The organism is Undibacterium sp. FW305-107 (genome assembly GCF_058788535.1).
In genome coordinates this window covers 583,875-597,925 of sequence record NZ_JBYTAV010000001.1, presented here as the reverse complement: position 1 = coordinate 597,925, position 14,051 = coordinate 583,875, and the positions used below count along the sequence as shown (strand labels likewise).

Annotated in this window: 14 protein-coding genes; 7 read left to right on the top strand and 7 right to left on the bottom strand. The window is 51.0% G+C overall.

Going from position 1 to position 14,051, the window contains the following annotated elements; all coding sequences use genetic code 11:
* Positions 1 to 83: 83 nt before the first annotated feature.
* A complete protein-coding gene (locus AC3WQT_RS02835; RefSeq protein ID WP_492702046.1) occupies positions 84 to 1,085 on the top strand; it encodes a GlxA family transcriptional regulator in 1,002 nt (333 codons plus the stop codon).
* Between the two features lie 122 nt (positions 1,086 to 1,207).
* Here the strand turns inward: AC3WQT_RS02835 and AC3WQT_RS02830 are convergent, their stop codons facing one another.
* The 5 genes from AC3WQT_RS02830 to AC3WQT_RS02810 form a co-directional block, all read right to left on the bottom strand.
* Positions 1,208 to 3,244, bottom strand: a complete 2,037-nt coding sequence (locus tag AC3WQT_RS02830) for a sodium:solute symporter family protein (RefSeq protein WP_492702044.1) — start codon at positions 3,242 to 3,244, stop codon at positions 1,208 to 1,210.
* Positions 3,245 to 3,248: 4 nt separating this feature from the next.
* Entirely contained in the window at positions 3,249 to 3,515 is a 267-nt protein-coding gene (locus AC3WQT_RS02825; RefSeq protein WP_492702043.1) for a DUF4212 domain-containing protein, read from the bottom strand.
* On the bottom strand, positions 3,512 to 5,068 hold the full coding sequence (locus AC3WQT_RS02820) for a sensor histidine kinase (protein WP_492702041.1): 1,557 nt from the start codon (positions 5,066 to 5,068) through the stop codon (positions 3,512 to 3,514). Before AC3WQT_RS02820 ends, AC3WQT_RS02825 begins: the two co-directional genes overlap by 4 nt.
* Positions 5,065 to 5,814: a response regulator gene (locus AC3WQT_RS02815; protein ID WP_492702039.1), complete on the bottom strand. Its 750-nt coding sequence runs from the start codon at positions 5,812 to 5,814 to the stop codon at positions 5,065 to 5,067. Before AC3WQT_RS02815 ends, AC3WQT_RS02820 begins: the two co-directional genes overlap by 4 nt.
* A gap of 647 nt (positions 5,815 to 6,461) precedes the next feature.
* A complete protein-coding gene (locus AC3WQT_RS02810; RefSeq protein ID WP_492702037.1) occupies positions 6,462 to 8,108 on the bottom strand; it encodes a glycoside hydrolase family 43 protein in 1,647 nt (548 codons plus the stop codon).
* Positions 8,109 to 8,350: 242 nt separating this feature from the next.
* Here AC3WQT_RS02810 and AC3WQT_RS02805 point away from each other — a divergent pair, with 242 nt between their 5' ends.
* The 5 genes from AC3WQT_RS02805 (at position 8,351) to AC3WQT_RS02785 (ending at position 11,714) form a co-directional block, all read left to right on the top strand.
* A complete protein-coding gene (locus AC3WQT_RS02805) occupies positions 8,351 to 8,725 on the top strand; it encodes a BlaI/MecI/CopY family transcriptional regulator (protein ID WP_492702035.1) in 375 nt (124 codons plus the stop codon).
* The gene (locus tag AC3WQT_RS02800) at positions 8,718 to 9,983 is read left to right on the top strand and encodes a M56 family metallopeptidase (RefSeq protein ID WP_492702033.1); all 1,266 of its coding nucleotides are present in this window, start codon (positions 8,718 to 8,720) and stop codon (positions 9,981 to 9,983) included. Before AC3WQT_RS02805 ends, AC3WQT_RS02800 begins: the two co-directional genes overlap by 8 nt.
* Before the next feature lie 92 nt (positions 9,984 to 10,075).
* Positions 10,076 to 10,771, top strand: a complete 696-nt coding sequence (locus AC3WQT_RS02795; protein WP_492702031.1) for a hypothetical protein — start codon at positions 10,076 to 10,078, stop codon at positions 10,769 to 10,771.
* Between the two features lie 6 nt (positions 10,772 to 10,777).
* Positions 10,778 to 11,431 (top strand): YdcF family protein, encoded by a 654-nt coding sequence (locus tag AC3WQT_RS02790; RefSeq protein WP_492702029.1) that lies wholly within the window; start codon positions 10,778 to 10,780, stop codon positions 11,429 to 11,431.
* A gap of 25 nt (positions 11,432 to 11,456) precedes the next feature.
* Positions 11,457 to 11,714 carry a hypothetical protein gene (locus AC3WQT_RS02785; RefSeq protein ID WP_492702027.1) on the top strand — a complete coding sequence of 86 codons (258 nt, stop codon included), beginning with the start codon at positions 11,457 to 11,459 and terminating at the stop codon, positions 11,712 to 11,714.
* Positions 11,715 to 11,749: 35 nt separating this feature from the next.
* On the opposite strand, the gene AC3WQT_RS02780 is transcribed toward AC3WQT_RS02785, so the two are convergent.
* Both AC3WQT_RS02780 and AC3WQT_RS02775 read right to left on the bottom strand, forming a co-directional pair.
* A complete protein-coding gene (locus AC3WQT_RS02780; RefSeq protein WP_492702025.1) occupies positions 11,750 to 12,283 on the bottom strand; it encodes a hypothetical protein in 534 nt (177 codons plus the stop codon).
* Between the two features lie 2 nt (positions 12,284 to 12,285).
* Entirely contained in the window at positions 12,286 to 12,732 is a 447-nt protein-coding gene (locus AC3WQT_RS02775) for an NIF family HAD-type phosphatase (protein ID WP_492702023.1), read from the bottom strand.
* Between the two features lie 140 nt (positions 12,733 to 12,872).
* Here AC3WQT_RS02775 and AC3WQT_RS02770 point away from each other — a divergent pair, with 140 nt between their 5' ends.
* Positions 12,873 to 14,027 carry an outer membrane protein assembly factor BamB family protein gene (locus AC3WQT_RS02770; RefSeq protein WP_492702021.1) on the top strand — a complete coding sequence of 385 codons (1,155 nt, stop codon included), beginning with the start codon at positions 12,873 to 12,875 and terminating at the stop codon, positions 14,025 to 14,027.
* The last annotated feature ends 24 nt before the right edge of the window (positions 14,028 to 14,051 follow it).

Sequence of the window (14,051 nt, the reverse complement as noted above, 5' to 3'; positions counted from 1 at the left end):
TCTATGCGATTAGTGTAGACAATACGATGTCTTGTGAATGGTATTATATGGACTTAATAAGGTAAATTATGGACATATAGCATATGCGTAATGAAACTACTGTGGCAGACATACGCATACTGATTATGCCTTTGCCCGAATTTGCGCTACTGCCGTTTGGCGGGTTTCTGGACAAGCTGCGCTTTACCGCAGACGAGGCAGACTACAGTCGCCAGCGGTATTGCACATGGCATGTCCTGGGTCTTAATGCTGGCAGTGTCAAATCAAGCAGCGGGATTGACATACAGGTACAGATCACGCCTGCAGAAATTAATTATGCGGACTTTGATTATCTGGTGGTATTTGGTGGAAGAAATGCCAAGGCGACACAGGCACTGGCACCAAGCTATAAAGATATCCTGCGCAAGGCGGCAGGACACGGTGTCAAACTGGTCTGCATTGATAACGCATGTTTTCTGCTTGCTGCCTGTGGTTTGTTGTCTGGTCATAAGGTCGCACTGCACTGGCGGCATGAAGCAGAATTTCGCGCTTCATTCCCACGCATAGAAGTTGTGAGCGAGCAGATGTATTGCTTTGATGGAGACCGCATTTCATGTGCCGGTGGCACGTCGGCAATAGACCTTGCAGTAGAAATACTGGCGCGTGCCTGTGGCCGCAACCGTGCCTTGAAAGGACTGGCTGATATGCTGGTTGATGAGGCCCGCAGCAGCGGTCATCAACTGCGTTCATTGGATATCGCGGCTACAACAGGTCGTCACACAGGCCGCGCCATCGCCCTGATGCGCAGCTTGCTCAGCTCAAGTAAGACGACAGATGAACTTGCCAGCATGGTCGGCATCAGCAGGCGACAACTGGATCGCCTGTTCCTGATCAGCCATGGTATGACAGCGAAAAATTACTGGAACGAAGTACGCTTGCAACATGTGAAATGGCGCTTGCTTAATTCCAGCCATAGCCTTGCGACAATTGCAGATGAGGCAGGTATTTCTGATGTCAGTTATCTGGGGAAGATATTCCGTAAGCGGTTTGGGGAAACACCGGCTCAATTCCGAAAAACATCACCAGGTGCTCTTACAATACTCTAAGCATGCGGGTGGATTTTGATTAACAGATACATGTCCAGGTAAGCCGTGACGTAGGGCGCATTACAAAGCGTCCTACAGTATCTATTTTTTACCATCGCCAGGCATTTCCTGTTCTCCCCGCTTCAGGGCTGCCGGATAAAGTCCACCAGCTCCAGTGTCTTCTGATCCGGCTTAGGTGTAAAAAAGCTGATCACCAGCATGGTAATAAAACCTGCCGGTACGCCGAATACACCTGCCGATATCGGGGCGATGCTGAACCACTGGTTAGCAGGGTTGCCGCCGAATAAGGGGTGAGTGGACAGCATGTAAAACACGCAAACCACAAAGCCGGTAATCATGCCGCAGATGGCCCCCTGGCGGTTGGCGCGCTTCCAGAATATGCCCAGTACCAGGCAAGGGAATAAGGCCGATGCAGCCACAGAGAACGCAGCGCCGACCAGCGACAAAATATCGGCAGGCTTGAGTGAGGCCACATAGGCCGCCACCAGTGCCACTACCAGTAACAGCAGTTTGGATATCGTCACCCTCTTTTGCGTGGAGGCTTGCGGATCTATGATTTTGTAATAAATGTCGTGCGACAGTGAATTCGATATCGTCAATAGCAAGCCGTCGGCGGTAGACAGCGCAGCCGCCAGTCCACCGGCCGCCACCAGCGCAGACACCACATAGGGTAGCCCGGCAATCTCGGGCGTGGCCAGTACGACGATGTCACCATCCAGCACGATCTCGGCCAGCTGGACTATGCCATCATGGTTGATGTCGGTGATATTCACCAGTGGATTGATGCGGTCTATATTCGCCCAATAAGTGACCCAGGCGGGCAGTTTGGAGAATTCACTGCCGACCAGGGAATTATAGATATCGTACTTGACCAGTATCGCCAGCGCCGGGATGGTGATGTAGAGCAGCATGATAAAGAACAGCGACCAGAATACCGAGTCTCGGCTTTCCTTGACCGTGGGTGTTGTGTAATAACGCACCAGCACATGGGGTAGGGCGGCTGTGCCCATCATCAGGCAAAGCACCAGTGCCATGAAATTATTGCGTTTGTTGTCCGACTCATTCTTGTCTTTTGCGGCATACGGCGTGTACTTGGAAAAACTGGGTTGCGACTTGCCCAGGTAATTATTACGTATATCGCTCCAGCGGTTTTGTGCTTCTTGCGGTGTCTTGGGATAATTCGCCAGCACCCGGCTGGCTGCCTTGATATCCAGCAGCGAGGCATTACCTGACTTTAATTCTTCCAGCTTATGCTGCAATTCGAAGCGGCCTTCCTCCCAGGATTGTGGCAGTTGTTGTATTTTCTTTTGTAATTCGTCGGCGCGCTGACGGTAGATCGCCCTGACTTCTTTTTCTCTTGCATCTGACTCAAAGCTTTTTTCCTTGTTGACCAGCTCAGGCAACACTGAGCCATACGATAGTGGGGCAACCGGGTTGTTGGTGTGTTTGACCGACAACCACGCCACCGGGATCAAAAACGCGATGATGATGATGATGTATTGCGCCACCTGGGTCCAGGTCACTGCCCGCATGCCACCAAGGAAAGAACACACCAGGATGCTGGCCAGACCCAGGAAGATACCAACAGAAAAATCTACACCGGTAAAGCGCGAAGTGATCAGGCCCACACCATAAATTTGCGCCACCACATAAATGAAAGAGATAAAGACGGTGGCAAACACGGCGATGATCCTGACCATATTATTCTCAGGCGTACCAGCAAAGCGTGCACCCAAAAAGTCAGGAATCGTGTATTGACCAAACTTGCGCAGATAGGGTGCGATCAGCATCGCCACCAGGCAAAAACCACCAGTCCAGCCTATGATGTAGGCAAGGCCATCAAACCCCTGTAAATACAAGCCACCAGCCAGACTTAAAAAACTGGCGGCAGACATCCAGTCGGCCGCCGTTGCCATGCCATTGAAGACGGCAGGCACACGCCGCCCTGCGACATAATACTCACTGATGTCGGATGTGCGGCTGACCACACCTATGCCTGCGTACAGCACGATGGTGGCGAACATGAACAGATAACCTATCCATGCACGCGGCACGCCTTCTTTTTCCAGTATCGCCAGGCTGATCAGGAAGATGAAAAACAGCAGGGTGTACCACAGGTAGTACAGCGTCAATCTTTGGGTAAAGCGTTTTTGTGGCATGTGATCAGCCCCCCGTGTGCCGGCGGCCTATCCAGCCCATGCCTAGAGAATAGATGACCAGTATCAAGACAAAGCTCAGCGTCAATCCCTGTGCTGCCATGTAGAAAGAAAACGGCCAGCCAAAGAAAATCAGGGTTGACAATTCACGTGCAAAGAACAGCATGCTGAAACACAGTGCACCCCAGCAGCACAGCAGGCTTACCGTCAGTCTTTTGGTATGACGCCAGTATTGTTTGCTGACACTGCCAGCCAACTCAGGTGCATCGTTCATGACAGGCCCTCCATGGCAAGTTCATCAAAAGGATTTAGCTGGAAAGAAATGCGGAATACGCAACCGGGATAAGCCGGGTCTTGTGGTTGGGGATTGTCGAGTATGTCTATCCTGGCATCGTGCTGGCTGGCGATTTCGCGCACGATGGCCAGGCCCAGGCCACTGCCCTGCACATTAGTACCCAGGATGCGGTAAAAGCGTTCAAACACACGTTCTCTTTCTGCCTTTGGTATGCCTGGGCCATTGTCTTCCACCTCCAGTATCGCCAGTGCCTGGTCATGATCTATACGCACCCGCACTGTCACACTATGGTCTTGTGGGGTGTAACGCAAGGCATTGTCGATCAGGTTGCTGAGCATTTCGCGCAGCATCAGCGGGCTGCCAAAAATCAGCACGGCATTTTTATCCTGCTCAAATCCCAGGTCTATCTTTTTACTGAAAGAAGCCTGTATCCAGTCTTGCACCACATTGCGTGCCAATATGTTCAAGTCTATCTGTTCGCGTGGCTGATTGGTCGGTGCCAGGTTTTCTGCGCGGGCCAGTGTCAGCAGCTGGTTGACCAGGCGTGTGGCGGCTTCTGAACTGGTGGCCAGTTGTGTCAGTGACTGATGTATTTCTTTCTGGTCAGTTTGCCGCAAAGCCAGTTCTGACTGCATGCGCATACCGGCCAGCGGTGTCTTCATTTGGTGCGCAGCATCGGCAATAAAGCGCTTCTGGATGGCGATGGTTTGCGCCAGTCGCTCCAGCATTTCATTGAGTGATTTAACGAGGGGCGTGATTTCTTCCGGCACATGGCGTGAATCAATGGGGCTTAGATCATCTGGCCTGCGTGCGCGTATTCTCTGCTGCAGTTCCACCAGTGGAGAGAGGCCACGGGTCAGCGCAAACCAGACCAGTGCCAGAGCAATAGGCAGGATGATGAATTGCGGCAGGATCACACCCTTGATGATTTCATTCGCCAGCAGTGCACGTTTTTCCAGCGTCTCGGCTACCTGCACCAACGCCAGATGCGGGTCTTTGAGTGAATCTTTGTGCGAATCTTTATTGGGACCGCGCTTGCCAGTCTTGTTGAGGTCAATATAGCTATACGCAATGCGGATATCGATGCCGCGCAAAACGGCATTTCTTAATTGCACTGTGCCGGTCAGTGGTTTTTCTTCTTCTGTCGGCATGGGCAAGTCACGGTCCCCATCAATGACTTCGCCTTTGGCGTTCTTGATCTGGAAATAAATATTGTCGAGGTCATCGGCCCGCAAAATGTCGCGGGCCGGATTGCTGAGCTGGGTGATGATCTGGCCATCTATTTCTTTGACTTGCTGCGACAGCACCAGCACATTGTCTTCCAGCGCGCGGTCGAAGGGCTGGTTGGCAATGGACTTTGCCACCAGATAAGTGATGGCAATGCTCATGGGCCACAAGAGCAAGAGCGGGGCCAGCATCCAGTCAAGGATTTCACCAAACAACGAGCGCTGAATTTTTTCTTCAGGCTGCTTGCCCGCCGTGCTGTTAGGCGCTGTTGCGTCGCTGTCGGCACTGCCTGGCTGTTGACTCATTTTTGTTCAGGATTTGCAGCGGCTGCGGTTGTCGTCGCTGTTGCGACTGTTGCCGCTGATGTTGCAGGCGTGGCAGGAACAAAGAATTTTTCCAGGCAATAACCAAGTCCGCGCACCGTGGCGATGCGCACGCCGTCAATTTCTATTTTCTTGCGCAAGCGGTGTACATACACTTCAATGGCATTATTGCTGACCTCTTCACCCCATTCGCACAGGTGATCGACCAACTGTTCTTTCGAGACCAGCCGCCCGGTACGCTGCAGCAGTACTTCCAGCAAACCCAGTTCACGTGCCGATAAATCCAGCATCTGTTCATGGATATAGGCGATGCGTCCGACCTGGTCATAGGTCAGTGGCCCATGCTTGATCACAGTTGGCCCGCCGCCCGCGCCACGCCGTGTCAGCGCCCGTACACGTGCTTCCAGTTCAGACAGGGCAAAGGGCTTGGCCATGTAGTCATCAGCACCCAGATCCAGGCCCTTGACCCTTTGCTCTACAGAATCTGCCGCTGTCAAAATCAACACCGGCAAACGCGAATTACGCGCCCGCAGACGGCGCAGGACTTCTGGCCCGCTTAATTTGGGCAGGCCCAGGTCGAGGATCAGCAAATCAAAATCCTGGGTGGTCAGCGCGGTATCCGCTGCCTCCCCGTCATTAACACAGTCAGTGGCATAGCCAGATTGCCTGAGCGAACGGGTCAGCCCGTCGGCCAGGACACTGTCGTCTTCTGCTAGCAAAATACGCATGATGAATTCGTTTTACGGTAGTTTGTCTCTGTTATCGGATGCCAGCATACAGGGAATTGACTTTGCCCGGCTGCATCTCTTTCTATTTTGGCACGCTGCTGAGATTTGCGCTGCATGCAGGGTCAACTTTAACCCAATATGAAGGATTTTCTGGGATTGGGTGGGGATATATTTGTGCCAGGGCAAGGAATTGTCGTTGAGGGGCATCAAGAGGGTGAATTTGATATGGGGTTTTGTTGGCTGGCTGTCATCAGAGCCAAGCTTGCAAATTGATCCGTAATCTTGGTAACGTCATTCCTGCGTGCTTTTGGCAGGAATCTAGGGGCGTTCTTTGCATACCGTGTAGCTTGAAATTAAATTGCCCTTCGTGGATACAAGCCGGGTCTCGGCCCGGCAGCCGAAATACTTTCTTTGCGTCGCCAAAGAACGTATTCAAAGAAAGGCGACCCAGGCGTAGTCGCCCCCTAAAGGGGGTTCCCGTTTGTGCAGTACAAAAAATGGGAAGGCCCGAAACTCGCTTCGCTCAGACACCGGTCCTTCTTAATCCATTTTCTGTACCGCACAAACGGCGGCTACACATGGGAATTGCGAAAGTCAAACGCAGCGGCAAAACCCAAACCCAAGCCGGGGTGTTTTGATTCTGGTGATTAATTATTTATCGTCACCCTGAAATAGTCCACATCCACATAATCTTCCCCGACTGCAGAAACTGGCGCACCAGCGCGCACGCTGAACAGTCCCATTTGCGCGCCAACCCAACGCCCCATCGTGGCGGTAAACACCTCGCCAATTGCATTGAATTGCCGATTGTCCGTGCTGTAATAAAAGCGTGTCTTGCCACCTGTCTGCACCAACATGCGCAAGTACACGATGCCGCTGTTCAATGGCAGGCTGGCACGGGTGATTTCTTCGCATTTTGCTTCTGTCTTGTCGCAAGTGGACAAGAGCAATTGCCTTTCCTTGTCTTGCTGACGCACGCCCAGCCAGGCATAGTTAAAGCCGTACATGAGCAGACCAGCGCTACTGCCGTTTTGCAGATGGCTGACATCCAGTTTGGTATCTACCGTGAATTGCTCTGCAGGCAGTTTTTGCAATAGCAAGGAGGGTACATCCCACAGGTTTTTGCGTTCGGCATAGCTGGTATCTGCTTGCGTCAGCAGGCGCAGATGTTGTGGTCTGGCTGTCAGTGAAAACCATTCAGGCTTCCAGTTGGCATTCCACTGCCATTGCAAGCCCAGTTTGCTACTCTTGAATTCATCCGTCGTCGCCGGTTGTACGGCGGGGAATTTGCCTGGCAGCGGCATGGCATGGTTGAGCACCGGCTCGCCCGTACCAGCGTAATTGGTATCATCACCAATGACGGGCCAGCCATCTTTCCAGTGCATGGGTTGCAGGTGTACGATGCGGCCATAAGCCCGCTTGTCCTGGAAATGGTAAAACCAGTCTGTTCCCTCTGGTGTCTGTACCCAGGCGCCCTGGTGTGGACCATTGATCGTGGACTTGCCTTGCGCCATGACGATCTTGTCTTCATAGGGGCCGTCGATATTGCGCGAGCGGAATACCGATTGCCAGCCTTCTTCAACACCACCTGCGGGGGCGAAGACATAGTAGTAGCCCTGATGATTGTAAAGCTTTGCTCCTTCCAGCGTCTTGTAGTTAGGCAGCTTGTTGCCATCAATGACGATCTTGCCTTCGGTATCCAGCAATTGTGTCGCTTCGTTGTTCATGCGGCGCAGGCTCAGTACATTATTGAAACCGGCACGGCTCTTGGCCCAGGCATGCAAGAGGTAGGCCTTGCCATCCTCATCCCACAATGGAGCAGGGTCGATGATGCCTTTGCCTGCCAGCAGCAAATGTGGCGTAGTCCAGGGACCGCTGAACTTTTCTGCAGTCATCACGTAGATACCTTTATCGGGGTCAGGGTAAAAAATCCAGAAGCGATTATCGTGATAGCGCAGGCAGGGTGCCCACACACCCTTGCCATGCTGCGGCCTGACAAAATCTGCCAACGGTAATTGCTGGGACAGGGCATGGCCGGTTAACTGCCAGTGCACCATATCTGCCGATTCCAGCAGTGGCAGGCCGGGGGCGCTGTTGAAGCTTGATGCAGTCATGTAGTAGCGATTGCCAACGCGTATGACATCGGGATCAGAATAATCGGCGTGAATGATGGGATTCTGGTAGCGCGGCTTGCCAGCGTCAGCATCAGCCGCACAGGTGTGCGCACTCAGGCTGGACAACAACAGGCAGGCAGCTGCCAGCTGGGCCATCATTCCAGGCATTTGCTTCATCATGCTTTCCTAACAGATGGTTGGTCGACCAGTGTGAAAATTGGTAAGACCAATTATGCAAGGCAATGTAAAAGCATGCAAGCTCAGTTTTCAGGCGAATGATAAAAATCAAGCCCGTGCTCATGCAAGTGTCTTGAATTTTTTTATTGACTTCAATGATTACACATGTAATCATTCCTCATCGATTACATGTGTAAATGATTTGAATTTGAGATTGAAGCTTATAAATAAGCCTGGAGCCAGTAATGAAAAACATCGCCATCAGCGAAGCAGAGTCGCTTGTCATGGAAACCCTGTGGCAGCAGCACCCCCAGTCAGCCGAAGAGGTCAGCGCAGCTCTGGCGCAGCAACAGGACTGGCAAGACGCCACCGTCAAAACGCTGCTGAACCGTCTGCTCAAAAAAGGGGCGATAGCTGCGGAGAAGGATGGCAGGCGTTTTTTGTACTCCCCCATACTCAGGCGTGAACAATGGCTGATGTCGGAGAGCAAGGGCTTTCTGGACCGCATGTTCAATGGCCGCATCGCCCCGCTGGTGGCGCATTTCAGCGAACAAAAGAAATTATCCAAACAGGACATCGCTGAACTGAAACGTTTGATCAAGGAGCTGGGTGATGAGTAATATTTTTTTGCAGACAGGCTTGTTGGCTTGCCTGATCATCAGCAGCCTTATTGCCCTCATCCTGTTGATCAGGCAGCCCTTGCGCAAACTGGTGGGCGCCAGTATCAGCTATCAATTTTGGGTCATCTTGCCGCTAAGCTTGATGGCGATGCTTTTCCCGCATCATCAATATCTGGACATGGCAGTGGATTTGAATGCACCGGTGAATCAACTCATTCCCGGTACAACTTTGCTGGAAATTCAGTCTGCCAGTGTCTGGCCAGTAATCCTGGTCAGTGCATGGCTCATCGGTAGCTTTGTCATGCTGACACTGTTCGGGATGCAGCACCTGCATTTCGTGCGCAGGCTGGGCAAACTCACCAGGGCTGATGATGTATATCTTGCCAGTGATGTGGATACTGGCCCTGTCCTGGCAGGCTGTTTCAAGCCAAAAATTATAGTACCTGCCGATTTTTTTGAACGTTACAGCGCGGCAGAACAGGCACTCATCATCCGTCATGAACTGGTGCATAAACGCCGGGGTGATGTCATTGCCAATACCCTGTTCGCGCTGCTGCAATGCCTGTTCTGGTTTAATCCATTCGTGCATGTCGCCGCCAGATGTTTTCGCCTTGATCAGGAACTGGCCTGCGACGCCAGCGTGATAGCGCAAGAGCCGCAAGCCAGGCGCACCTATGCCGAAGCCATGCTGAAAACCCAGTTAAGTATTACCCCCAGTGCCCTGGCCTGTCATTGGCCTTCCCGTCATCCCTTAAAGGAGAGAATCATGCAATTGCAAAAAAACAGTCCTGGAAAATTGAAACGCATCAGTGCCTATATGGTATTGACTTGTCTGTGCGGTGCCAGTGCTTATAGTGCCTGGGCTGCTACACCGGCGAGCACAGTCGCTGCACCCATCCAGGCTGGTCAAGATGTGGGCAAATCAGAAGTGGATAGTTATTCTGTGGCGATGGATATCAAGGTAGCTGGTATAAAAAGTTCACCTCGTGTAGTAGTCAAGCAAGGTACGCAAGCCAGCATTGCCATGCAGTCTGAAGATGGTCAGGCAAAGTGGGACTTCAGTTTCACCCTCATTCCAGCGCCTGCAGACAAGTATAAAAATTCAGTGACCATAGACATGGTAGTTAAAAAAGGAGATGAGGTGATCGCCAAGCCAAAACTCATTACAGGCTTGAACCAGCAGGCGAGGCTGCAAAAAGAAACGCCAGACAAGCAACAGGATTTTGATATTACGATGACGGCCAATCTGGTCAGGTAGGCTCGGTGATCTGGATAGCTTTAGTCAAGGTTTGCCTGCCTGCTCTGATAAAATCATTCAATTCTTGTTGATAGTAAAAGAGCAGGCACAACATGCAATCCACATTTTTCAGATTCACTGCCTTGTTGTTATCCCCTTTGTTGCTGCTATGCGTTTCCAATGCCATGGCTGCACCAGGTAAAGTCTGTACCGGCAACGCTGCCTTGCGCAAGCTTGATGGCTATTGGAGTACCAGCCACTTCCTGGCGCTGTTGAAAAAACATGGCAGCTGGACTGCTGCCATGACTGCTACGGACAGCCAACGAGTTGCCCTGACCATAAAAGATGGACTCATCAAACAGAACCTTGCCTGGCATGAAGGGGATGAGACTGAATATTGCCTGCGCCAGCAAGGCGACAAAATCTGGTTGCTGGGTGATGGCAAAAGCAGGATAGAGCAAGGCCCGTATCAGCGTCTGGGCACTTTGGATCAGAATGAAGCAAACCTCTACCTGGCGCGCATCATACAAGGCTGCTTTGTCAGTGAAGAAAAAGAGCAGTGGTGCTTTCAAAACGGCAAACTCAGCATAGATGGAAAACCGGCCCAAGCCAGTTTGTCACGCGATTTGTCGGAACTGGATTTGTATGGCACCCCGCTGCGTGTTGAAGGACGCAAGCTGCCATTCTGGTACCTGATTAAACGCGGCGAAAGCTGGGCAGTATTTGAAGATGATTATGCGAGTAATGAAAAACGTGTACCCATCGATCCAAAGACCAGCAAGCCTTGGCGCGTGTTGAGAAAGCAGTAAGCCAGAATGTGCTCTTACCTCAATAGCCTGCGTCGCTATTTCAGCATCAAGCGCATTATCCTGCTGGTATTTGCCTTGCTGCTGGCGGGTTTTATATGGGCCATGTTGAATATTGCCTTTTATCCTGCACTACTGGCTCAGCATTCTGCTGCACCTGAAAAAATCAAAGCCGATGCCGCAATTGTGTTGGGTGCATCGGTCTGGAAAGATAAACCATCGCCCGTGTTTGCCGAACGTATCAAGCATGGCATTCAGCTATACAAAAACGGCCAGGTGCACTACCTCATCTTCACTGGTGGTTTGAGTGAGGGTGACAAGCTCTCAGAATCGGCTGCAGCACGCCAGTATGCGATTGTCCAGGGCGTTCCCGCAGAAAAGATATTGATAGAAGAGATATCGACAAACACTTACCAAAACCTGGTGCAGGCTTGCAAGCTCATGCAGGCGCAACAGTTGCAAAACGTAATGATAGTCAGTGATCCATTGCACATGAAGCGGGCGATGACGATGGCCGATGAATTGCACATCAATGCTGTTTCAGCCGCTACACCTACCAGTCTTTATGTCAGTTGGCGCTCAAAGAGCAAGGCTTTGCTGTATGAGAGTTTCTTTTATGCGAAGTATAGATTAACTGGTGAATATCACCATGATTGTAAATAGGGCGCAGAGCTGGAGTATTGATTAAATGAATTTGTTTTTACGAATTGGAATATGTGTATTGGGCTTGCTTGCGATTTTGTATGGTGCAGGTTTGATTTTCGCCAATGGCAGCACCCTTCCTGGCTGTAGAAGAGGATGTGCATTGGAGCACCTTATTCTGATGCTGTTTGGTGATCGCGATGGCAAAGTAGTACTGGGTGCCGGGACGATATTAATTGGTGTGACCATGATTTGGCAGGGAATACGATCGGAGAGTGAAAAACAAGGCAGTCCCAACGATTAGGTTTTCATTTGTCCATATCGGATCAGGTGGCATTGCTATTTCATACGCACAGCATATGCTTCCTGCATATCACGCCGTATCATTAATTTGTCGCAGCTTATCAGGTGGCTGCCGCAACATATGAATTGCGTTTTTTCAGCGCTATCGAGGCGCGAAAGAGATTCTAAGGATGTGTGGTCGAGCCGATTTTGGCGGTCTTCCTTAATAGCCTCAAGCTGCTCTTCTGTTATATGGACCAGATTCGCTAATCTGTACTGCATTTGCGCCAGTGACCAATAGGGATAGCGGTGCAGCGCGATATCCCAGTCCTTGATTTTTACTGTTTGAGCGAAGAAGTAATTCCAGATTTTTAGCGTCGCCTCATCCAGGGTATCAATAAAGATCGAAAAATCATTTTCGCCAGGACCGGGTATGTAGTCCCAACGCAGTAGATTTAAGCGATTTTGTACGATACGTAAATCCAGCATGGTGTCTTCAGATTTACTGATAAGCATGTGCTCGGGTGCGCGCAATTCGATTTGTAAACCCTTTTCTTCCAGATACTTGCTGATAGTGCGTAAATTTTCCATTTTCAAGTACTCTTGCCGACCAGTCTCTCCAGCTTCTCCAGCATCGTAAACAAACCCCTGTCGTCTTCAGAATAAGGATAATCAAAGTACTCTATCTGCATCCATTGCGTAGACTGCCCAGGGTGTACATAGATTTCAAAGTCGTCAACCAGGATGACATCGGCGACTGCCGCATCAGGTACAAATTCCAGATTCTTGGTTTCACCTTGCCAGTTGACGTATTCGATATCGGCAAACCATGCAGGTACCTTCCCTTCTTCTACCAGCAAACAGGCGATGTGCCGGAACTTGTCTTCCTTGACGGTTGTAAACATAACCAGGCGCGGGAAAAGCGAGGTGCAACTCTCCAAAAATTCAAATAGACCAGGACGCGGGATCTGGCTCATGGCGTTTGAGATCAGCGTACCTTCAAGGTCTAGTGCCAATACCTTGGGTGGGTTTGTTTTCATTTAATGAAATCTTAAGATGGAAACTGATTGTCTCACCAAGCTCCTTGTCGGCGCAACGTCAAGGCTTGATTATTTATTCTGGGTAAGAACTTATTTTATTAATAAAGGTCAGATACCTACTATTCAAAAGGAGATAAGCGATGTTGAACTATGTTGTGGTTTCCATGCTTTTGCTTTGCACGCTACTATCTACCCATGCTGCACACGCTGTCAATAAAGGGGATGTGCTATGGGAGTTCAAGACCGATGCACAGGTATGGTCACCCCTGGCATCACGCGGCGATATAGCCTACTTTGGCAGTGACGATGGTTACTTCCATGCACTCAACACCAGTCAAAGAAAAGAGGTCTGGCGCTATCGTAGTGGCGCGGCGATACGTTCCGGCGCAGCGTTTTACCAGAACATGGTCTTGTTCTCCAGCGATGACGGGTACCTGTATGCGCTTGATAACGGTAACGGCGAGCTCTTGTGGAAATTTAAGCTTGGCAGTGCGGACATTGTGCGTCACCTGCCTTCCAATCTCGGGGAGCCTGACTACGATTATCTGGCATCTTCCCCCGTAGTTGATGGTGATATGGTATTCGTTGGCAGCGCCGATGGTAATTTGTACGCCATTGATGTTGAGAGCGGTAGTCTACGCTGGAAATTTGCCACTGCAGGCCGTATCCGGGCCACACCCATGCTGGCGGATGGGCAGGTTTGCGTCGGCAGTTGGGATCATTTCTTTTACTGCCTGGAGCGTAACAGCGGAAAACAGCAATGGCGCTATGACACCAAAAAAGTCATACAGTCGAGTGCTGTCGTATCCAATGGCAAGATAGTTTTTGGTGGCCGCAAGCCTGCTTTGTTTGCACTTGATGCCAAGAGCGGCAAAGAAGTATGGATCGCACCTTATGCCGATGGTTCCTGGGTAGAATCCACGGCAGTCGCAGATGCAGGCATGCTCTACGTAGGCAGTTCAGATTCACTCAAGTTATCTGCTTTTGAGAGCGCTACCGGCAAAGAAATATGGAAGTTCAATACAGGAGGCTGGAGCTGGATGACGCCACTGCTGGCCGATGGTGTCTTGTACATAGGTGCTATTTCGGCCAGTCCCTATTATTTCCCGGATGTGACTTTACGTAGCGGTTTTTACGCAGTGGATGCCGCTACCGGTAAGCAGCTTTGGCAGTATCACCCTTCCAGCCTGAGCGGCAGTTTTATCACCGGCGGTGTATTCGCCCGCCCCGTATTGACCGCAGATGCTGTGCTGGTTGCTGACCTGGATGGCACACTCAGGGCGCTTGCCAGATAAGCGCGTTTCTTCCCGGTGCAGGAA

Bases quoted from the DNA above. Each gene is read 5' to 3' on its own strand.
- AC3WQT_RS02825 (WP_492702043.1), bottom strand. From the start codon at position 3,515: ATGAACGATGCACCTGAGTTGGCTGGCAGTGTCAGCAAACAATACTGG.
- AC3WQT_RS02800 (WP_492702033.1), top strand. From the start codon at position 8,718: ATGAGTAATATTTTTTTGCAGACAGGCTTGTTGGCTTGCCTGATCATC.
- AC3WQT_RS02795 (WP_492702031.1), top strand. From the start codon at position 10,076: ATGCAATCCACATTTTTCAGATTCACTGCCTTGTTGTTATCCCCTTTG.
- AC3WQT_RS02835 (WP_492702046.1), top strand. From the start codon at position 84: ATGCGTAATGAAACTACTGTGGCAGACATACGCATACTGATTATGCCT.
- AC3WQT_RS02780 (WP_492702025.1), bottom strand. From the start codon at position 12,283: ATGGAAAATTTACGCACTATCAGCAAGTATCTGGAAGAAAAGGGTTTA.
- AC3WQT_RS02790 (WP_492702029.1), top strand. From the start codon at position 10,778: ATGTGCTCTTACCTCAATAGCCTGCGTCGCTATTTCAGCATCAAGCGC.
- AC3WQT_RS02830 (WP_492702044.1), bottom strand. From the start codon at position 3,244: ATGCCACAAAAACGCTTTACCCAAAGATTGACGCTGTACTACCTGTGG.
- AC3WQT_RS02770 (WP_492702021.1), top strand. From the start codon at position 12,873: ATGTTGAACTATGTTGTGGTTTCCATGCTTTTGCTTTGCACGCTACTA.
- AC3WQT_RS02820 (WP_492702041.1), bottom strand. From the start codon at position 5,068: ATGAGTCAACAGCCAGGCAGTGCCGACAGCGACGCAACAGCGCCTAAC.
- AC3WQT_RS02805 (WP_492702035.1), top strand. From the start codon at position 8,351: ATGAAAAACATCGCCATCAGCGAAGCAGAGTCGCTTGTCATGGAAACC.
- AC3WQT_RS02815 (WP_492702039.1), bottom strand. From the start codon at position 5,814: ATGCGTATTTTGCTAGCAGAAGACGACAGTGTCCTGGCCGACGGGCTG.
- AC3WQT_RS02785 (WP_492702027.1), top strand. From the start codon at position 11,457: ATGAATTTGTTTTTACGAATTGGAATATGTGTATTGGGCTTGCTTGCG.
- AC3WQT_RS02810 (WP_492702037.1), bottom strand. From the start codon at position 8,108: ATGATGAAGCAAATGCCTGGAATGATGGCCCAGCTGGCAGCTGCCTGC.
- AC3WQT_RS02775 (WP_492702023.1), bottom strand. From the start codon at position 12,732: ATGAAAACAAACCCACCCAAGGTATTGGCACTAGACCTTGAAGGTACG.